This is a genomic window from Rhodoferax sp. RT4P68 (assembly GCF_056521305.1).
Map to the genome: position 1 here is coordinate 1 of NZ_JBWMBB010000004.1, position 19,735 is coordinate 19,735.

19 protein-coding genes are annotated in these 19,735 nt (G+C 69.3%); 14 read left to right on the forward strand and 5 right to left on the reverse strand.

Annotated elements, in window-relative coordinates:
• Positions 1-136 precede the first annotated feature (136 nt).
• From cydB to AC099J_RS09475, 7 genes are all read left to right on the forward strand, one after another.
• Positions 137-1,144, forward strand: a complete 1,008-nt coding sequence (cydB, locus tag AC099J_RS09445) for a cytochrome d ubiquinol oxidase subunit II (RefSeq protein WP_479614994.1) — start codon at positions 137-139, stop codon at positions 1,142-1,144.
• Positions 1,131-1,274: a DUF2474 domain-containing protein gene (locus AC099J_RS09450; protein WP_479614995.1), complete on the forward strand. Its 144-nt coding sequence runs from the start codon at positions 1,131-1,133 to the stop codon at positions 1,272-1,274. The genes cydB and AC099J_RS09450 overlap by 14 nt, the downstream gene beginning before the upstream one ends.
• 125 nt (positions 1,275-1,399) lie before the next feature.
• Positions 1,400-2,293, forward strand: coding sequence for a glyoxalase III HchA (hchA, locus tag AC099J_RS09455; RefSeq protein WP_479614996.1), 894 nt, complete (start codon positions 1,400-1,402; stop codon positions 2,291-2,293).
• 25 nt (positions 2,294-2,318) lie between these two features.
• The gene (locus AC099J_RS09460) at positions 2,319-3,359 is read left to right on the forward strand and encodes a helix-turn-helix transcriptional regulator (protein WP_479614997.1); all 1,041 of its coding nucleotides are present in this window, start codon (positions 2,319-2,321) and stop codon (positions 3,357-3,359) included.
• 239 nt (positions 3,360-3,598) lie between these two features.
• Positions 3,599-5,167, forward strand: coding sequence for a tannase/feruloyl esterase family alpha/beta hydrolase (locus tag AC099J_RS09465; RefSeq protein WP_479614998.1), 1,569 nt, complete (start codon positions 3,599-3,601; stop codon positions 5,165-5,167).
• Positions 5,152-5,421 carry a hypothetical protein gene (locus AC099J_RS09470; RefSeq protein ID WP_479614999.1) on the forward strand — a complete coding sequence of 90 codons (270 nt, stop codon included), beginning with the start codon at positions 5,152-5,154 and terminating at the stop codon, positions 5,419-5,421. Before AC099J_RS09465 ends, AC099J_RS09470 begins: the two co-directional genes overlap by 16 nt.
• Positions 5,418-5,858, forward strand: a complete 441-nt coding sequence (locus AC099J_RS09475; RefSeq protein ID WP_479615000.1) for an MFS transporter — start codon at positions 5,418-5,420, stop codon at positions 5,856-5,858. The genes AC099J_RS09470 and AC099J_RS09475 overlap by 4 nt, the downstream gene beginning before the upstream one ends.
• A 21-nt stretch (positions 5,859-5,879) precedes the next feature.
• Here the strand turns inward: AC099J_RS09475 and AC099J_RS09480 are convergent, their stop codons facing one another.
• On the reverse strand, positions 5,880-6,824 hold the full coding sequence (locus AC099J_RS09480; RefSeq protein ID WP_479615001.1) for an alpha/beta fold hydrolase: 945 nt from the start codon (positions 6,822-6,824) through the stop codon (positions 5,880-5,882).
• Positions 6,825-6,987: 163 nt separating this feature from the next.
• Between AC099J_RS09480 and AC099J_RS09485 the strand changes: the two genes are divergently transcribed.
• From AC099J_RS09485 to AC099J_RS09505, 5 genes are all read left to right on the forward strand, one after another.
• Positions 6,988-7,404, forward strand: coding sequence for a cyclophilin-like fold protein (locus AC099J_RS09485; RefSeq protein ID WP_479615002.1), 417 nt, complete (start codon positions 6,988-6,990; stop codon positions 7,402-7,404).
• A 231-nt stretch (positions 7,405-7,635) separates the two neighbouring features.
• Positions 7,636-8,490: an alpha/beta fold hydrolase gene (locus tag AC099J_RS09490; RefSeq protein ID WP_479615003.1), complete on the forward strand. Its 855-nt coding sequence runs from the start codon at positions 7,636-7,638 to the stop codon at positions 8,488-8,490.
• Positions 8,491-8,582: 92 nt separating this feature from the next.
• A complete protein-coding gene (locus tag AC099J_RS09495) occupies positions 8,583-9,563 on the forward strand; it encodes a Bug family tripartite tricarboxylate transporter substrate binding protein (protein WP_479615004.1) in 981 nt (326 codons plus the stop codon).
• A 54-nt stretch (positions 9,564-9,617) separates the two neighbouring features.
• Positions 9,618-10,220 carry a hypothetical protein gene (locus AC099J_RS09500; RefSeq protein WP_479615005.1) on the forward strand — a complete coding sequence of 201 codons (603 nt, stop codon included), beginning with the start codon at positions 9,618-9,620 and terminating at the stop codon, positions 10,218-10,220.
• 96 nt (positions 10,221-10,316) lie between these two features.
• Entirely contained in the window at positions 10,317-11,225 is a 909-nt protein-coding gene (locus AC099J_RS09505) for a LysR substrate-binding domain-containing protein (protein ID WP_479615006.1), read from the forward strand.
• Positions 11,226-11,273: 48 nt separating this feature from the next.
• Here the strand turns inward: AC099J_RS09505 and AC099J_RS09510 are convergent, their stop codons facing one another.
• The 3 genes from AC099J_RS09510 to AC099J_RS09520 are packed head-to-tail and all read right to left on the reverse strand — an operon-like array spanning position 11,274 to position 15,544.
• Positions 11,274-13,364, reverse strand: coding sequence for an acetate--CoA ligase family protein (locus tag AC099J_RS09510; protein WP_479615007.1), 2,091 nt, complete (start codon positions 13,362-13,364; stop codon positions 11,274-11,276).
• A 5-nt stretch (positions 13,365-13,369) separates the two neighbouring features.
• A complete protein-coding gene (locus AC099J_RS09515; RefSeq protein WP_479615008.1) occupies positions 13,370-14,341 on the reverse strand; it encodes a tripartite tricarboxylate transporter substrate binding protein in 972 nt (323 codons plus the stop codon).
• A 48-nt stretch (positions 14,342-14,389) separates the two neighbouring features.
• Positions 14,390-15,544, reverse strand: coding sequence for an acyl-CoA dehydrogenase family protein (locus AC099J_RS09520; RefSeq protein ID WP_479615009.1), 1,155 nt, complete (start codon positions 15,542-15,544; stop codon positions 14,390-14,392).
• A 180-nt stretch (positions 15,545-15,724) separates the two neighbouring features.
• Here AC099J_RS09520 and AC099J_RS09525 point away from each other — a divergent pair, with 180 nt between their 5' ends.
• The gene (locus AC099J_RS09525; RefSeq protein ID WP_479615010.1) at positions 15,725-17,062 is read left to right on the forward strand and encodes an MmgE/PrpD family protein; all 1,338 of its coding nucleotides are present in this window, start codon (positions 15,725-15,727) and stop codon (positions 17,060-17,062) included.
• Between the two features lie 857 nt (positions 17,063-17,919).
• Here the strand turns inward: AC099J_RS09525 and AC099J_RS09530 are convergent.
• Positions 17,920-18,804, reverse strand: a complete 885-nt coding sequence (locus tag AC099J_RS09530; protein ID WP_479615011.1) for a LysR family transcriptional regulator — start codon at positions 18,802-18,804, stop codon at positions 17,920-17,922.
• A gap of 112 nt (positions 18,805-18,916) precedes the next feature.
• On the opposite strand from AC099J_RS09530, the gene AC099J_RS09535 reads away from it, so the two are divergent.
• Positions 18,917-19,714, forward strand: a complete 798-nt coding sequence (locus AC099J_RS09535) for an SDR family NAD(P)-dependent oxidoreductase (RefSeq protein WP_479615012.1) — start codon at positions 18,917-18,919, stop codon at positions 19,712-19,714.
• Positions 19,715-19,735: the final 21 nt, after the last annotated feature.

The window sequence follows — 19,735 nt, forward strand, 5'->3', positions numbered from 1 at the left end:
CTCTTCCTGTCCCAGCTCGATAACCGCATCCGCACGCATCTGACGCATCTCTGCCTCCGGCAACCAATATACCGAAAGGCTTGCAAAAATCGTGCAAGTTATTTTTGCGACAGGACACTAGCTCAGGAGACGCGCCATGGGTATTGATCTTCCTTTGATCTGGGCCGTGATCATCCTGTTCGGCATCATGATGTACGTCATCATGGACGGGTTCGACCTGGGCATCGGCATCCTGTTTCCGCTGGTGGCGGACAAGTCCGACCGCGACGTGATGATGAACACGGTGGCACCCGTCTGGGATGGCAACGAGACATGGCTGGTGTTGGGCGGTGCAGGACTGCTGGCGGCGTTCCCGCTGGCATATGCGGTGATCCTCAGCGCCTTCTATCTGCCGTTGATCCTGATGCTGATCGGGCTCATCTTCCGCGGCGTGGCTTTCGAGTTTCGATTCAAGGCAAGTGCGAACACGCGCCGCTGGTGGGACGCGGCGTTCATCGGGGGGTCCATCACCGCCACGTTCTTCCAGGGCATCACGCTCGGCGCGTATCTGAACGGCATGAGCGTCGTCGACGGCAACTTCGTGGGCGGCCCGTTCGACTGGATCTCAGCGTTCTCCGTGTTCTGTGGGGTCGCCTTGCTGGCCGCCTACGCTTTGCTGGGCGCGACTTGGCTCATCATGAAAACAGAAGGCGAGCTGCAGCAGCGGATGCGGTCACTAGCCAAGCCTCTGGTGTGGACCATGCTGGGCGTGATCGCCGCGCTGAGTGTCTGGACCCCGTTGCAGCATGCGGGCATTGCGCAGCGTTGGTTCAGTCTGCCCAACCTGTTGTACTTTGCGCCGGTGCCATTGCTGGTTCTTCTGGTGGCCCGGTCTCTGCTCAAGAAGATTGCAGGGCAGGAACATGCCTCGCCATTCGTCCTCACGCTGTGCCTGATGTTTCTCGGCTATACGGGTTTGGGTATCAGCCTGTGGCCCAACATCATTCCCCCCGGCATTTCCATCTGGCAGGCAGCAGGCCCGCCGCAAAGTCTCGGCTTTGCACTGGTGGGGGCGCTGTTGATCATCCCCGCCATCTTGATGTACACCGCCTGGAGCTACTACGTGTTCCGTGGCAAGGTGCGGCACAGCGATGGCTACCACTGACCGCACACCCCCCCAGTGGCTGCGCCGTCTCGGATGGCTGTTGGCGATCTGGGCTTCCAGCGTCGGTGCACTGGCCTTGGTGGCCCTGGTGTTCCGCTTCGTGATGGATGCCGTGGGCCTCGCGCGTTGAGCGTGGGGTCCGAGCGGTCGACAGTCGGGGCGAGCCCACACGCTCCACACACAAGATCTCCATGCGCAGCAATTGCGATTCACAGAGGTCGGTGCGTCAAAATTCAATAACCTGGAGACAACGCGATGTCGATCCTCAAGAAGGCAATTGGGCTGGAACCGAAGCTAGACGACCAGGGTGGATTCAGTCCATCGCCGCTGGCTTTGAAGTTGGCCACGAGCCGCAAGACCGACTACGACCACGCGGTCTACCCGAACGCCTACGGCGCGGGCCGATTCAAGGTGCTCATGGTCTGCACTGAAGAGCGCTACATGACGATGCGCAACGGCAAGCGTTTCTCCACAGGCAATCACCCGGTAGAGATGCTGGTCCCGATGCTGCACTTCGAAAAGGCAGGGTTCGAGGTCGACATCTGCACGCCCACCGGCAGCCCGGTCAAGATTGAAATGTGGGCGATGCCGCAGGACGATGAAGCTGTCAACAGTATCCACGCCAGATACCGGCACAAGTTCGAGAACCCCAGCTCTTTGAGGCGTCTCGTCGAAGGCGCGATGGAAGACGCCGATCTCTATATTGCGGTTTTCATCCCAGGAGGGCATGGGGCCATGCTCGGGCTGCCGGAGAACTCCGATCTGCAGACACTGTTGCGGTGGACTTACCACGGCAACAGGTACCTGCTGTCGATCTGCCATGGTCCGGCCGCGCTACTCGCCGCCACCCTCGGAGGAACCAACGACGCATTTCTGTACAAGGGGTACAAGATGGCAGTCTTTCCCGATAGCGTAGACAAGATGACGCCGCTGTTCGGCTACATGCCTGGACACATGCCGTGGTACTTCGGCGAAAAGCTCAAAGCCCTGGGCGTCGAGATCATCAACACGAAAGCCGATGGCAGCTGTTTCCATGACCGCAAGCTGATCACCGGAGACAGCCCCAAAGCGGCCAATGCCTTCGGCAAGATGGCGGCCAACGCCCTGATATCCGAGGCCAACAATTTCAGCGCCAAATCTGTCACCTAATCTTCTGCATATCGGCACAGCGCAGATGATTCCCAACCTCTCCGACCCGAGCTCGCAACCTGCCGCCACACGACCTCCCGCGCCCGGCGACGCGGCCTTCGCGCCCCTGCACGCCCTCAGCACCAGCTTGCTGCAGCTGGCCGACTCCGCACGCTCGGCCGCGCCCCAGACCCTACTGCAGGAGTCCGTCCACATCCTGCGCACGCTGGTGCCCTTCGATGCCGCGTGGTGGGGCGAGGTGTCGGCCGGTACCAGCCAGGCCGCGCCGCAGAACTGGCTGCACGGCAGCATCGGGCTGGCGCGCAGCTTCGCGCAGGAATGGAACCAGCTCTCCACGCGCGACGACTTCGCGCTGCAGTCCATCGCACAGCTGGGCGCGGTGGTACGCCAGAGCGATGCCGACGGCCTGCTGCCCCCGCCCCCGGATGTCGACGCGTTCAGCCGCCGGCACGGCCTGTACCACTGCATGGCGATCACCGACACGCTGCCCCACAGCGGCCTGATGTTCTTCGTCTCCGTCTACCGCCGGCAGGCGCATGCCGCCTTCACGGCGCAGGACGAGGTGCTGTTCGGCGCGTTCGTCTCGCACCTGCTGCACCACTGGCGCTGCGCGTTGGAACGGGTGCCCGCCGCGCCGGCCAGCCGCGCGTGGGACGGCCACGCCCTGGCCGACCGCGGCGGCACGCTGCTCTTCGTGGGCATGCGCATCGGCCTGGCGCTCAAGGCCGCGTACGCGCAGTGGGATGGCTCGGTGCTGCCAGCACCCGTGCTGCGCGCCGTGCGCGACCGGCCCAGCAGCTTCACGGCGGGCAAGGCGTGCCGGCTGCGGCTGGAGCCCTGTGGCCCGCTGACGGCGATCAGCCTGCCCTCGCGCGAGCACAAGGCCCCGCTGTCGCCGCGCGAGCTGGGCGCGGCCACGCTGTACGCCAGCGGGCACTCCAGCAAGGAGATTGCCGCAACGCTGGGCCTGACGCCGGCCACGGTGCGCACCTACCTGCGCAGTGCCTACGCCCAGCTCGGCGTGCGCAACAAGCCCGAGCTGGTCGCGGCGCTGCGCAAGGCCTGAGGCGGGTCACCCGCTCGGCCGATCGCACTCGTCGCGTCGCGCCAGGCTGACCGCGCGCGCCTGCCCACGCAGCATCCGTCTGCATTTGCAGACGTCGCAAGCACCCCCCTGCCTCGTACCGTGCCGGTCAGGCACCGGCTTGCGGCCGGCGCTTCGAAAAACCATCACAGCAGGAGCCAACCCCCATGTCCCATCGCCATCCCGCGGCACGCCGCACGCACAAGCGCCCACCCCTCCCCATGTCGCACGCCCTGGGCGCCCTGGCGGCAATTGCCACCCTGGGCCTGGCCGGCTGCGGTGGCAGCAGCGACGATGCCCCGCCCGCCGCCAAGCCCCTGGCGCAGGCCTGTGCCGACTACCGCACCGCTGCCCTGCCGCATGCCGCCACCGTCACCGCGACGGAGCTGCGCCAGGCCTCGGCCACCTTGCCCGAGGTGTGCATCGTGCGCGGGCAGATCGTCTCTTCGGCCGAGTCCACCGTCCAGTGGGCGGTGGAGCTGCCGGCGCAAGCGGGCTGGAACGGCAAGACCCTGACCATCGGCGGTGGCGGGTTCGACGGCTTCATCCCCACCGACGACCCCTGGTACCAGCGTCTGGTGGGGCCGGCGGCCAACCCCTACGTGAAGATCAGCTCGGACTCCGGCCACCAGGGGCCGGGCTTCGCCTGGGGCGCCAGCGACGTGGCGCTGCGCAACCATGCCTTCGATGCCAACCACTTCGTGCTGGCGGTGGGCACCGCCATCGCCACCGAGTTCTACGGCAAGGCCCCCGCCCGCCGCTACCACATGGGCCATTCCAACGGCGGGCGCTCGGGCCTGGCGGCCACCCAGAAGTACCCTGGCGACTACGACGGCGTGGTGGCGATGGAGCCCGCCATCAGCCAGCAGGCGCACCAGACCAACCTGGGGCCCACCGTGCTGCGCCACATCTTCCAGGCACGCGAGAACTGGCTGAGCCCGCAGAAGATCACGCTGTTCGCCCAGGCCGAAATGGCCGCCTGCGACGGCCTGGACGGCCTGCAGGACGGCATCATCGGCAACCCCTTGGCCTGCCACTACGTGCCCACCGATCTGCTCTGCACCGGTGCCGACAACGCCAGCTGCCTGACCGCCGGCCAGATCGAATCGGTCCGGCTGATCTACAGCGCCCAAGACACCGGCGTGGCGGTGTCGCGCGGCGAGCGCGGCTACCCGCGCTTCGGCCGTGGCGGCGCGGGCACGTCGGACTGGCAGGTCTACCTGTTCGGCTCCAGTTTCGAGGCGCGCGATTCGTTCAACTACATGGCGGCATCGGAGGCGGCGAAACTCGTCACCCGCAGCCCCGCCACCGATCTGCTGAGCCATGACCCCACAGCCTTCCAGGCCGACTACCTGCGCCTGGCCAACATGATCGACGCCACCGACCCCGACCTGGCCGCCTTTGCCGACCGCAGCGGCAAGCTGCTGATCTGGTATGGCAACTCCGACAGCTGCGTCAGCATCTACCGCACGGCCGACTACCTCGGCTCGGTGCAGCAGCGCCTGGGCGCCAGCAAGGTGCAGGGCTTTGCGCGCATGCTGACCTCGCCCTCCGTCGGCCATGAGCTGGACGGCCCGGGCACCAGCCCGCTGTCGATCGACCTGCTGAGCGCGCTGGACGCCTGGGTCGAACGCGGCACGGCGCCAGACAGCCTGGTCGCCACCCGCTACCAGAGCGGCAGCACGGTGCCCGCGCTGCAGCGGCCGGTCTGCCCGTACCCCCAATTCCCCCGCTACAAGGGCTCCGGCGACCCCGCCAAGGCCGACAGCTTCACGTGTTCGGCCACCTGACCAACGACCGGCCCATCGACCCGCTGCGCCAGGCCTGGCGCAGCCTGGCGGCGCTCAACGCCACCTCCACGCTGGCCCAGGTGGGCCAGTTCGGCATTCCCTTCGTGGTGCTGCCGCTGTGGCTGGAGCAGCAGGGCGCCACCACCGTGCAGCTCAGCCTGTTCGCCTCCTCGTTGTGGCTGGGCCAGCTGCCGGGGTTGCAGGGGGCGCCAGGGCGCACGGGCTGGACGCACCGCAGATCGCCAGCCTGTTGATCTCGTTCGGCGCCGGCGGCCTGCTGCTGCAGTACGTGGCCGGCTGGCTGGCCGACCACCGCGGCGTGGCCTTTGCCTGCCTGTGCTGCAGCGTGGGCGGCGCGCTGGTGTCGGTGGCGCTGTGCTTCGCGCTGCCGCTGGTGCAGCTGCACATCGCCGTGTTCGCGCTGGGCGGGCTGGTCACGGTCTACCTGACGCTGGCACTCATCGCCAGCGCCAAGACCCCGGGCGGCAACATGGCGCACAACATGAGCGTGGTCTCCATGGTCTACACCGCCACGGCCATCGTCGGGCCGCTGCTGGCGGGCAGCGCCATCAAGGCCGTTGGTGGCAACGGGCTGATGTGGACGCTGGCTGGCTTTGCGGTGTTGATGACGGGGTGCCTCGGGTGGGTCGTGGTCCGCGCCCGCGCTGCGCGTGGCGCGATGCCGCAGTGATGACGCCTGCGGTGCAGCCGATCACCCCCGGTGCCGCCCCAGAAAGTCCAGCACCGCAGCCGCCAGCTCCGGCCGCCCCGGCGCCGTCGAATGCGAGGCCCCTTCGATGGTCACCAGCTCCATCGCCGGATTCATCGCCTGCATCGCGCGGAACTCAGCCAGGTACGGGTCCGATGTGCCGACCACGCCCAGCGTCGGCACGCGGATCGCGGCCACCTGGGCCGGCGTGATCAGCGCGCGCGAGCCGCCACGGCGCGACGCGGCCAGCGCCCGGTAGTCCTGGCCCGCCAGATCCCTGGCCGACATCTCGCGGATCTGCGCGTCCGTCGGCTGCGGCTTGTCCTTGGGCCACAGGCGCAGAATCTGCGACTTCTTCGAACCTTGCTCCATCTCGTCCGCCTCGATGTCCAGCTTGCGCTGGTCCTCCGCAGTCCAGCGAAAGCGCGGCGTGGCACCGGCGAGCACACAGGTCTTGAAGCGCTGCGGCGTCTGGGTGACCTGGTAGCCGCTCAGAATTGCGCCGAGTGAATAGCCCACGATGTGGCCCTGCGCCTGGCCGATGTGGTCCAGCATGCGGATGGCATCGGCGGCGGCCTGGGGGCCGTACTGGGCCGCATCGTGCGGCTTGCCGCTGGCGCCATGGCCCCGGCCGTCGAGCGCGAACACGCGGTAGCGCGCCGCCAGTTTCTGGAACACGCCGGTGTCCACCCACTGCTGCTGGGCGCTGCTGGAAAAGCCGTGCGCCAGCACCACCGTCTCACCTTCGCCGGCTTGCAGGTAGCTGATCTCGACGCCCGCGGAGTTGAAGCTGCGGCGTGCCGGCGCGCCCGATCGTGTCGCGGCACAACCCGTAAAGGCCGCGACGCTGGCCACGCCTGCGACCAGCAGCCTGCGGCGGCGCAGCGGCGCGGAACTGGGCCGCAGTGGGTCGGCGAGGCGAGGGGGGTGCGCGATGGGTCTGGACATGTCTGTCTCCGTCAGATGGTGTGAAGCGAGCTGAAGCGCGACGCGGTGGAACGCCGCACGGGTGTGCGGCACCGGCCACTGGCCTTTGTACTGGCCCATGACCGCGCGCGAAAGCGCCCGATTCCAACCAATGGAAAATGTCAGCTCTGCAAGGAGAGACAGGATGAAACTGAAATCCGTGGGCCAAGCTGTTGCGGCCGGCGTACTGGCGATGGCCCTGCCCGCCATGGCCGGCGAGAAGATCCGCATCGTGTCGGAATGGGGAACCGTGACCGCCACCTTGGCCGACCACCCCGGCGCCGCCGCGTTGCTGCGCATGCTGCCGCTGGAGCTGCCCATGCGCGACCACCTGCGCCAGGAGAAGACCGGGCGCCTGCCCAAACCGCTGCCGGACCAGCCACGCACTGTCGCGTTCTCGAACGGTGATCTGGGCCTGTGGAGCGACGGCGACTTCGTCATCTACTACGCCAACGGGTCGGTGCCGCAGCCGGGGATCATCTTGCTCGGCCGCATCGAAGGCGGGGCGAAGCTGTACGACCGGCCTGGGGCCGTGACAGTGCGCATAGAGCGCGCCAACTAGACCTTCAGCGCCGTCACACGGCGGCTTCAAGGCCCGAACCCGAGGGCTGTTGATGGTTGTCTGCGTGCGAGACCGGTGGTCGCGCGTGCTGCCGTTCAGCCATCGCTGCGACGCGCACGTTGCCGCACAGGCCAGTGCCAGGCATTTGGCCGGCCCGCATAGCCAAAGGACATAGCTGGTATAGGAGCCCGCCCCTTCTGGCGCACCCCGTCGCGGGCCAGACTCCAGCCCATGCACAACACCACCACCGAGACAAGCGCCGCACCACGCCATCTGGTGCGCTACCGCCCGCCGCACAGCGATGCCGAGGTGCAAATCGAGTACGCCGACCAGGGCCGCGGGCCGGTGGTCTGCATCCTGCCTTCGCTGGCACGCTCAGGCCGCGACTACGACGAGGTGGCGGCCTCCCTGCAGCTGGACGGCTTTCGCGTGATCCGGCCCGACCCGCGGGGCTTCGGCCAAAGCCAGGGCCCGATGCACGGGCTCAGCATCCATGACTTTGCGGCCGATGTGGCGGCGGTGCTGGACCACGTGAAGAGCGGCCCGGTCGTCGTCGTCGGCCACGCCTGGGGCAGCCAGCCGGCGCGCATGCTGGCGGCCGACCGGCCCGACCTGGTGTGCGGCGTCGTGATGGCGGCCGCGTCCGCCGGCAAGCTGCCGCCCGGCTCTACCGAAAAGCCCTTCAGCCGACTGCGCGACGCCATCGACGGTTCGGGCGACATGCGCCTGACTGAAGCGCAGCGCATCGACTGCCTGCAACGCGCCTTCTTCGCGCCGGGCCATGACCCGCGCGTCTGGCTCGACGGCTGGAGCACGGCCACGCACGAAGCGCAGAGCCATGCGCGCATCAACACGCCGGTGGACGACTATTTTTCGGCCGGCACGCACGTGCCGATCCTGGATCTGCAGGCCGAATACGACGCCGTGGTCGTGCCCAACGTGATGAAGCCCTACCTGGGCGAGCGCGTCACGGTGCAGGTGATTCGTGACGCCGGCCACGCGCTGGCACCCGAGCAGCCGCGCGCCATGGCCGATGCGATTGCCGCATTCGCCCACCGCGTGTTTCTGGCGCAGACCGCCGCCTGACACGGCACACCGCGCGTCACCCGCGCCCAGCACGCTGCGCCGCGTGGCGGGCGCAGCACTTCCCCCGCATTCACAGCAACCGGAGACTCCCCATGTTCAAGCCCCTCATCCGCACCGCCCTGCACATCGCCGTGGTCGGCACTGCCCTGTTCACCGGCGGCATCGCGGCCGCGCAGGACTATCCGAACAAGCCGATCCGTATGGTGATCCCCTACACCCCGGGCGGCTCCATCGACACCGTGGGGCGCATGGTGGCCGACCAGTTGCAGCGCCAGATGGGCCAGGCCATCGTGATCGAGAACACGCCTGGTGCCTCGGGCCTGCTCGGCGCGATGAACGTGAGGAAGGCCAAGGCCGATGGCTACACGCTGCTGTTCAACGCCTCCAGCCAGGCCTACCTGCCGCTTGTGGTGGCCAAGAAGACCTACGACGCCGAGCGCGACTTCACGCCCATCGGCCAGATCGGCTTCGTGCCGCTGATCGTCGCCGTGAACAACGACGTGCCGGCCAAGACCATGGCCGAGTTCGTGCAGCTGGCCAAGGCCAACCCCGGCAAGTACACCTGGGCCACGTCGGGCCTGGGCACGACCAGCCACCTGAGCGAGGAGATGGTCAACCGCGCGCTGGGTCTGCAGATGCAGATCGTGGCCTACAAGGGCGCCGTGCCGCAGTTGACCGACGTGGTCGGCGGCCATGTCTCGGCCGCCATCTCGCCGATGCCGGGCGTGACGCCCTTCGTGCAGGCTGGCCGCCTGCGGCCGTTGGCGGTCACGAGCAAGACGCGCATCCCATCGCTGCCCGATGTGCCCACGCTGGCAGAAAGCGGCATGCCCGGCTTCGAGCTGCTGTCCTGGTACGGCATCTGGGGCCCGGCCGACCTGCCCGCCGCACTGGTCACACGCCTGAACGCCGAGATCGGCAAGGCCGTGCAGGCGCCGACGCTCAAAGCCAAGTTCGCCGAGCTGTCCTTCGTGCCCACGCAGTCCACGCCGGCACAGTTCAAGCAGTTGATCGCGGCCGACATTGTCAAGATCGGCAAGGCGGTGAAGGAAGCGGGCATCGTCATTGACTGATCACCTGAACGCCCCAGATGGCCCTCTGCTGTGCAATTGGGGCTGACAACGTCCATGCCATCCGACTGCCTGCCCACCGATGTCGTGCTGCTGCGGCTGCACGGCCCGCAGCCTGACGTTGCCGCGCTCGCGCAGCACCTTGCCAAGCTGCCCGCCTGCAGAGAACTGGGCGCTGCGCTCGGTCGATGCGCATGGTCCGCAGAGGCCGGCATGGCCTACCTGTACCTCACACTGCCCGGCCGCATCGCACTGTCGCACCGTGTTGCCTGTGCGCTGGCCGGCGTGGCCGAACCCGCAGCCCAGGTGCAAGTGGCACGGCTCACGTTGATGCACGAGATCGCAGGCCGCAGCAGTGGCGCGCCTGCGCCGTTCCACTACGTCGTGGAGATGACGCCCGAAGCCGGCTTCGACGTGGAGTTGCAGCGCTGGTACGACACCGAGCACCTGCCCGGTCTGGCCGACGTGGCCGGCTGCGTGCGCGCGCAGCGCTACTGGAACCTTGACCAGGGGCCGCAGTCGCTGGCCTGCTACGACCTGGTGACGCAGGAAGCGCTGGGCTCGCCAGACTGGCTGGCGGTGCGCAACACGGCCTGGAGCGCCCGCATGCGGCCACGGTTCACGCAGACCGTGCGGACCATGTTCACGGCCCAGCGCTGAGCGCGCTCCACGCGCTCACTGCGCTGGCGGCCACGTCACGCGCCGGCGGCCGCCGCGCAAGCGGACTCCTACAATCCGCAGCGCTCCGCCGCCGCCATGAAAATCCCCCCGCTCAACCCCCTCCGCGTCTTCGAGGTTGTAGCGCGCCTGGGCAATCTGACGCATGCCGCAGACGAGCTGCACGTGAGCCAGTCGGCCGTCAGCCGCCAGGTGGCGGTGCTGGAGGAATACCTGGGCCTGCAGCTCTTCCAGCGCGAGCGCGCCGGCGTGCGCTTGACCGAGGTCGGCGAGGCCTACGCAAGGCGCATCGCACCGGCCTTTCAGGCGATCGCCAGCGCCACCAGCCTGGTGACCAGCCAGTACGCGGACCAGCGCATCCGCCTGCGCACCTACACCACGCTCACGGCGCGCTGGCTCATCCCGAGGCTGCCGGCCTTCAAGGCCCGACATCCCGACATCGAAGTGGCCGTGGACAACCGCACGACGCCGCTGAACTTCAGCGCCGAGAACTGCGACATGGCCGTGGTGCTGGGCGACGGCCATTGGCACGATGCCAACGCCACGCTGCTGCTCGAGGACATCATCGAGCCGGTCTGCGCGCCTGCGCTGCTGGCCGAGGGCCACAGCCACGCGCGCTTTCCCGATTACCTGCTGCGCAAGCGCCGGCTGGTGGCCAAATACCGCAAGAGCGACTGGGCCACCTGGCTGCGTGCCGTCGAGCGCGCGGACCTGCTGGATGGCGCCGACACCATGACCTTCAGCAGCTCGGCGCTGACCTGGCAGGCCGCCGTCGATGGGCTGGGCATTGCCATGGGCCAGAAGTACATGCTGGACACCGACCTGCAGCAAGGCCGGCTGCTGCAGCCCTTCGGCCGGCCGGTGGCGACCGGCAAGGGGCACTACCTGGTCACGCCGACGCTGCAGCGCTTCTCCGGCAAGATCGCGGCCTTTCGCGACTGGCTGCTGGAAGAGGCCGCGCTGACGCGGCGCGACGGCGCGGGCTGAGCGCGACGACTGGCATGCCGTGGATGCGGCACACGGCCCGCCAAGCCGTCACCCCTGCAGCACCAGCGCATCCACCGCCAGCACGCCCTGCCCTTCGGCCAGCACCATCAGCGGGTTGACCTCGGCCTCGCGGATGCGCAGATCCGGCCGCAGCGCCAGTTGCGACAGCTGCACGATGGCGCGGGCCAGCGCGTCCAGGTCGCCACGCGCCTTGCCGCGCAGGCCGGCCACGGTTTGCAGCAGGCGCACCTCGCGCACCATGTCGTGCGCCGTCTCCAGCGACACCGGCGCCAGCCGGATGCTGCGGTCGCGCATCACCTCGGCCCAGATGCCACCGGCGGCCAGCATCACCATGGGGCCGGCCTCGGCGTCCACGCGGTAGCCCAGCAGCACCTCGGCCAGGCCGCCGCGCATGGGCTGCACCAGCACCTCGTCGCACACCACGCCGGGCGCGCGCTGCCGCAGGTTGTCGCGCAGCGTGGCCATGGCCTGCGCCAGCCCATGCGCGTCGGCGATGCCCAGCACCACGCCGCCGACCTCGGTCTTGTGCGGGATGTTCGCCGAGCAGACCTTGGCCACCACCGGGTAGGCGAAGGGCAGCGCCGGCGCTGGCCCATCCAGCGGCGCCACCACAGCGGGAGCGTGCGGCACCTGCAGCGCGTCCAGCACCGCATAGGCCTGCGCCTCGCTCAGTGCGCGGCCGGGCGGCAGCGCGGCATGCCCTTCGGCCGGCGGCGTGCCGGGTGCGCGGCGCGCCAGCACGGACGCGATGGCGTCGGCGCAGGACTCCGGTGAGCGAAAGCACGGCACGCCGGCCTGCGTCAATGCCGCCAGGGCCTGCGGCGCGTCGGGCACCAGCATGGCCAGCAGCGGCGTGGCATGGCCGGCGCAATCCAGGATGGGCTTGACGGCCAGGTCGGGGTTGAAGCGCGCGGACGAGCCCACCACCGCCACCACCAGATCGAACTCGGGCGCCTGCAGCAGGATGTCCAGCGCGCCTTTCATGATGTCGTAGCGCGCACCGGCCAGCGTGAGGTCGAGCACACGGCCCGGCGTGGCCGGCAGTTGCGCCGCCGCCAGCCGGGCCAGCGTGGCCGCAGATGCCGGCTCGACCACCACGCCGCGCACGCCGAGCTGGTCCACCACCATCGCAGCGCCGCCGCCCGTGGTGGTGACCACGCCCACGCGACGGGGCCGCGCACCGGCCGGCTGCGCCTGCAGCCTGCGCGCCAACGGCATCACTTCGAGAAAGGTATCCAGCATGTCCACACGCACCACGCCCAAGTCTTTGAGCAGGGCGTCGGCCACATCGTCTTCACCGGCCAGCGCACCGGTGTGCGTGGCCGCCATCTCGGCCGCTGCGGCCGAGCGGCCGAGCTTGTAGGCCACCACGGGCTTGCCGCGCCGCGCAGCCTCGCGGGCAAACGCGCGCAGCGTGTCGCCGTGGCGCAGGCCTTCCAGGAACAGCAGGTAACCCTCGATGGCGGGGTCGTCCAGCGTGGCCATGCAGATCTCGCCGATGGACAGGTCGACCTCGTTGCCGACCGAGACCAGGCCGGCAAAACCCACGCCGCGCGCCTTGCCGCGCGAGACCAGCGCGCCGATCATGCTGCCGCTGTGCGAGGCCACGAACAGACCGCCCTGCGGCATGTCGGGCTCGGCGAAGGCGGCATTGGCTGTCAGCACCAGGCCGCTGGCCGGCCGCACCAGGCCCAGGCTGCTGGGGCCCAGGATGCGGATGCCGGTGCTGCGCGCCAGGTCGCGCAAGGCCTGCTCACGCGCCGCGCCCTCGGCGCCCGATTCGGAGAAGCCGCTGGCCAGGATGGTGACCACCGGCACGCCCAGCCGCGCACATTCGGCGACGGTGGGCAGCACGCTGTCGGTCGGCGTCAGCACGAAGACATGCTCGGGCACCTCGGGCAGGCTGGCCAGGCTGGGCCAGGCACGCTCGCCCTGCACCTGCTCGCGCTTGGGGTTGATCGGGTAGAGGCGGCCGGCAAAGCCAGCGCGGCGCAGGAACAGCAGCGGGCGCCCGCTGGTCTTGGTGGGGTCGTCGGAGATGCCGACCAGCGCGATGCTGGCGGGCTGCAGTAGCACGCGTGCCAGCGCGCCAGCGTCGAGGGTGTGGTGGTCGTTCATGGGTTTCAGTTGTTGTCGATCTTGATCTGCGAGAACTGGGCTTTCCAGTGGCGCACTTCGTCACTGATCTCCTTGCGGAATTCGTCGGGCGAGTTGCCGACCAGTTGCGCGCCCTGCGATTCGAGCTTGGCGCGCACGTCGGGGGCCTGCACGGCCTTCGCCACGGCCTCGTGCAGCTTGCGCACGATGTCTGGCGGCGTGCCGGCGGGCGCCAGCAGGCCGTTCCAGGAATCGGAGAGCATGTCGGGCAGGCCGACCTCGGCGAAGGTCGGCACGTTGGGGATGCCGGACAGGCGCTTGGGCCCGGCCACGGCGAGCGGCCGCACCTTGCCTGCCTCCAGCGTGGACATGGCGCCGGTGGAGGTCATGAAGGCCAGGTCCACATGGCCTGCGATCAAATCGGCCAGCGCGCCGCTGCCGCCCTTGTAGGGCACATGCAGCAAACGGGTGCCGGTCAGCCGCTGAAAGTGTTCGGTCGCCATGTGCTGGGTGCCACCCAGGCCGGTGGTGCCGTAGGTCAGCGCGCCGGGCTTGGCCTTGGCCAGCGCCACCAGCTCAGCGATCGACGTCGCTGGCAGGCCGATGCGCACGGCCAGCACTCCGGGAGCCGATGAGATGCGCGAGATGGGCGCGAAGCTCTTCTCGGCGTCGTACCGCAGGTTTTTATAGATCGAGCCGTTCATGGTCATGGGCGCTGCGGCCACCAGCAGCGTGTAGCCGTCAGGCGCGGCAGCGGCCACCGCTTCGGACGCGATGTTGGAGCCGGCACCGGCGCGGTTGTCCACCACGAAGGCCTGGCCCAGCGCCACCTGCAGCTTGGCGGCCAGCAGGCGCGCCACCATGTCGGTGGGGCCGCCGGCCTGGTAGCCGACGACGATGCGCACGGGCTTGTTGGGGTAGCTGGGGTCGGCGTGGCTGAATGTGGCGGCACAGGCCAGCGCGGTGAGCACGGCGAGGGATCGGAAAAGTCTTTGCATGGGGGTTGTCTCCGTGAGGTTCGAGGGAAAGGCGCGAGGAAGTGGGGATCAGGTCTTGGCGGCGCGCTGGGAGAAGCTGCGCTCGAACACGCCTTCGGCGATGCGGTTCTTCAGCACCTCGATGGAGCCGCCGGCAATCATCCAGCCGCGCGTGCGGCGCACGCAGTACTCCACCAGCGATTCCTGGCTGAAGCCCAGGCCGCCCATCACCTGCAGCGCCTCGTTGGCCACCTCCCAGCCGGCGAGGTTGCAGGCCAGCTTGGCCATGGCCGTGCTCTGCGCGCTGGGCAGGCCGTGTTCGCCTTCCAGCGCGGCGCGGTAGAGCATGAGCTGCGCTTGCTCCAGCTTCATCGCCATGTCGGCGAACTTCCACTGCAGGCCCTGGAACTCGCACAGCGCGCGGCCGAACTGCACCCGCGTCAACGCGTGTTCGCGCGCCAGGTTGAAGGCATGGCGGCCCAGCGCCAGCGCGCGTGAGGCATTGCCCAGCCGTTCCACGTTGAAGCCGGCGATCTGCTTCTTGAAGCCTCCCTCGCCCAGCAACACGTTCTCTGCCGGGATGCGGCAGTCGTCGAAGAACAGCGGCGACCACTGCTCGCCGTTCATGAAGCTGGACGCCTTGCCGATCTCGAAGCCCGGCGTGCCGCGCTCCACCAGCACCGAGCCGATGCCGTTCACGCCGGGGCCGAAGCGCACGTAGACCAGGAACAGCGCGGCCTCCGGGCTGTGGGTGGAGAACACCTTGCTGCCCTTGATGCGGAAGTGCGCACCATCGGGCGTGGCCGTGGTCTTCAGCTCGGTCACGGCAGAGCCCGCGTCCGGCTCGGTCATGCCCAGCGAGATCAGCTTGCGGCCGGCCAGCAGGTCGGGCAGGTAGCGCGCCTTCTGCGCCGGCGTGGCGTATTCGACGAAGGTGCGGATGGGGCCGAAGTTGCCGGCCTGCACGATGTCGGCGCTCTTGGGGCAGACCAGCGCGATCTGCTGGATCGCCAGCACGGCGTGCATCAGCGTGCCGCCCTGGCCGCCATCGGCCTCGGGGAAGGCAATGCCCAAGAGGCCTTGTGCGGCCAGCAGCCGGGCCGTGTCCCAGGGGTACTCGGCGGCGTGCGCGCGGGCCAGCGCGCCGTCGGCCAGCTTGTCCTGGGCAAAGCGGGCCACGCTGTCGGCAAAGGCCTGGTGTTCTTCGGAGAGGTTGAAGTCCATGGTGATGAGGGGCTGTAGTGGGGGTGGCGTCGATCATGTGGCGGCCCTCGCCCGGCGAGGCATTCGCCTTGGTCATGGCTCCCGCACCAAATGGAATGCCGATGGCCACCCCGGCGCGGCGGCCCTGGCCCATCATCGGCAGCACCCCATTTCTGACCATCGATTCCGGAGGATTCCAAGATGTATGTGTGCGAGAAGTTCGGCCAATTCGGCGCCGGCCTGCAGGCAGCCCCGCTGTCACCCGAGGTGATGCACCACGCCAAGCGGGCGGTGGTCGACTGGGCCGGTGCCCTGGTCTCCGGCGCGGTGTGCGCGCCCGCCACCCTGATGGAACAGGCGCTGGCCGACGACCTGGACCGGGGTGGCGCCCGGCTGGCGCTGGGACGCGCGGCCACGGTGCGTGCGGCGGCGCTCATCAACGGCACGGCCGCCCACACGACCGAGGTGGACGACATCTACCGCGAGGCCATCTACCACCCCGGCGCGCCGACGATTGCCGCCGCGTTGGCCCAGGCACAGGCCCTGCATAGCAGCGGCGATGCACTGCTGCGCGCCGTGGTGGCGGGCTACGAGGTCTCCACCCGCATCGGCCGCGCACTGGGGCGCGCGCACTACCGCTACTGGCACAACACCGGCACCGTGGGCACCTTTGGCGCAGCGGCGGCCGCCGCCTCGCTGCTGGGGCTGCCGCCGGCCCAGTTCACGCATGCCCTGACCACCTGCGCCACCTTTGCGGCCGGGCTGCAGCAGGCCTTCCGCATGGACTCTATGTCCAAGCCCTTGCACGCCGGCCGCGCGGCCGAAGGGGGCGTGCTGGCGGCGCAACTGGCCGCCCGCGGCGTGATCGGCTCGCTGGACGTGCTGGAGGGTGAGTTCGGCATGGGCCGGGCCATGGGCGACAACCCGGACTGGCAGGCCGTGCTGGGCGACCTGGGGCAGGTCTACAACGTCCAGGCCATGACCTTCAAGAACCACACCTGCTGCGGCCACACCTTCGCCGCCATCGACGGCGCGCTGCATCTGCAGCAGACCCACGGCCTGGCCTGGGACGCCATCGACACGGTGGACGTGGCCACCTACCGGCCGGCGCTGGAGGTGGCCGGCAACCCGGCGCCGACGACTGCCGCCGAGGCGCGCTTCAGCCTGCCGTTCGTCGTGGCCACGGCCTTGCGCCACGGCAGCGTGCGGCTGGCCGCCTTCACGCCCGAGCGCTTGGCCGATGCCGCGCTGCGCGGCCTGATGGCGCGCGTGCGTCTGGCGGTGCACCCCCAGCTCGACGCTGCCTTCCCCGGCCAGCGCGCCGCGCAGGTGCGCATCACGATGCAGGGCGGCACGCAGTGGGAACACCTGCAGCCCACGCGCCGCGGCGACCCCGACGCGCCGCTCTCCGATGCCGAGCTGGGGGACAAGTTCACCGAGCTGGTGGCGCCGGTGCTGGGGGTGCAGCGCACTGCGGTGTTGCTGCAGCGCTTGTGGGGCTTGGAGGCAGTCGACGACGTGGCGGGGCTGGTGCCCTGACCAGCACGCAGGCCGCACCGCAAGCGGCGACCACGCCGTCCACGCCGTCCAGCCTGCAGCTCAGGCGCCAAGCGACGCAGAGCGCTGTTTGTGCTGGATGTGCCGGGTGTGCGGGGGGGGCCGCCCGGCATGGGGCACCCCCAGGGCCGGCCCGGCTCAGCGCCCCTCGCCCAGGGGCTCGGGGTCCCCTGCGGTGCTCGCGGCATGGGCGCATTGCACAACTCGCACCACTCACTACGTTCGTTCACCTCGAACAGGTGCAATAAGTCAGTTCACGAAGCGTGCTGCGCCGCCGCCCATACCGCTGCGCTCCTCGGCGCATCTGCAGGGCCGGCCCTGGGGGTACCCCATGCCGGGCTCGGTGCGGCTGACTCGGATGCACGGTTCGCGCTGGTAGTTCCGAGAGAGAGGCCGTTGGTTGTCCGGCGAACGAGCCCGCGTCAAGCGAGCGGTCCCCCGGCAGCGCATCAGCCACCAGTCACGTAGCCCGGCCTGGGGTGGCCGCCGTGGCCAACCTGTGGACGCGCCGAGGAGCGCAGGACTGCGGGCGGCGGCGCAGCACGCCTCAATAACTGACTCATTGCACTTGTTCGAGGTGAACGAACGCAGTGAGTGGTGCGAGTTGTGCAATGCGCCCGCAGGCCGAGCACCGCAGGTTGCCCGAGCCCCTGGGCGAGGGACGCGTCCACCGGGCGGCCGCGGCGGGCACCCCAGGCCGGGCGGCCCTCTCCAGCGGCCTCCCTCTCCAGCAGCCCTCTCCCGCCTCCCGACCCCAGCGATCGCAAAGCCCTTGGAAGGCATGGCCCTGATAGGCCCACCGGCCCGATCAATCGGCCACCGCCTTCGCCGCAACCAACTCATTTGCGGAAATCGAGTGCCCGCAGCAGCTTCGCCGTCTCCGTCACCAGCCGATTGGCCGGCCGCGCGCGCGGCATGGCCAGCACCAGCAGGTTGCGCATGGCGGGGGGGCCGATCGGGGCCACCTGCAGTTGCGCGCGCCGGTTGCTCAGGTGCAGCGCACTGTCGGGCAGGATGGAGCAGGCCAGGCCCTCCTCGACCACCGTCAGCGCGGTGTGCACAGCGCCCACTTCGGCCACCACGTTCAAGGTGATGCGTCGCGGCAGCAGCACCGCATCCACCAGCGTGCGGATCGGGTTGTGCGTGCCGGGCAGCACCAACGGAAAGTCGGCCAGCGCGGCCAGGCTGACCTGCGCCGGCAGCCGGTAGCCCTTGGGCGCCACCAGCACCATGCGCTCGCGCATCAGGTCTTCATACGACAGCAGCGGCGTGGGGGCTGGGTCGAACAGCAGGCCCAGGTCGATGCGGCCGGCGATCATGCCTTCGCGCAGCGACAGGCTGAGCCCCTCGACCACCGACAGCAACGCGTTCGGAAAGCGCTGGCGGAACTCGCGGATCAGCGGCACGCCCAGGCCCATGGCCACGCGGTTGGGAAGGCCCACCACCACGCGACCCACCGGCTCGGCGTGCATCTCCTTGAGGTCGGACATCGCCTGGCTGGCAGCGTTCAGCATCACGCGCGCATGCGCCAGCAAGGTCTGCCCGGCAGGGGTGGGTGTGACGCCGCGGCCGGTGCGCTCCAGCAGGCGCTGGCCCAGCTCTTCTTCCAGCAGCGCGATCTGCCGGCTGACGCTGGGCTGCGCCAGGTTCAGCGTGGCCGCCGCGCGGCTGAAGCTGCCCTGTTCGGTCACCGCGACGAAGTATTCCAGTTGCCGCAAGTCCATAGCCACCAGACATAGCTGATATAGGAGCCATCGAGTTTAACTTCTGCCCTGCTCCTCGCACACTGGCGGCACGCAGCGCGCACTTCGCGCTGCACCACCACCAGGAGCCAACATGCAGAGATTCGAATCCAAGGTCGCCATCGTCACAGGCGCAGGCTGCGTCGGCGCGGGCTGGGGCAACGGCCGGGCCATGGCCGTGCGCCTGGCCGAAGAAGGCGCCAAGGTGCTGGCGGTGGACCGCGACCAGGCCCGCCTGGACGAGACACTGTCGCTGGCCGGCGAGGCCGCGTCGTCCATCACCACCTGCCTGTGCGACGTGACCGATGCTGCCAGCGTGCGGGCGATGGTCGAGGCCTGCCTGCAGGCCTACGGCGCGCCGGACGTGCTGATCAACAACGTGGGCGGCTCGTCCTCGGGCGGCCCCATCGAGTTGAGCGAAGAGGCCTGGGACAGCCAGATCGACATCAACCTCAAGAGCGTGTTCTTGACCTGCAAGTACGTGCTGCCGCACATGGTGGCGCGCAAGCGCGGTGCCATCGTGAACGTGGCGTCCACCTCCGGCCTGCGTTGGACGGGCAGTGCCCAGGTGGCCTATGCGGCCAGCAAGGCCGGCGTGATCCATCTGTCGCGCGTGGTGGCGGTGCAGCATGCACCCGACGGCGTGCGCGTGAACACCGTGGTGCCGGGCCAGTTGCACACGCCGATGGTGGAAGTGCGCCTGGCCAAACAGCGCACCGGGGGCGATGTGGAATCGCTGCTGGCCTCGCGCGTCAAGCGCATTCCGCTGGGCTTCATGGGCGACGGCCGCGACACGGCCAGCGCGGCGCTGTACCTGGCCAGCGACGAGGCCCGCTTCGTCACCGGCACCGAGCTGATCGTCGACGGCGGCATGACCGCGCGCTGCGACTGACCACCCCCCATCCGAAAGAGA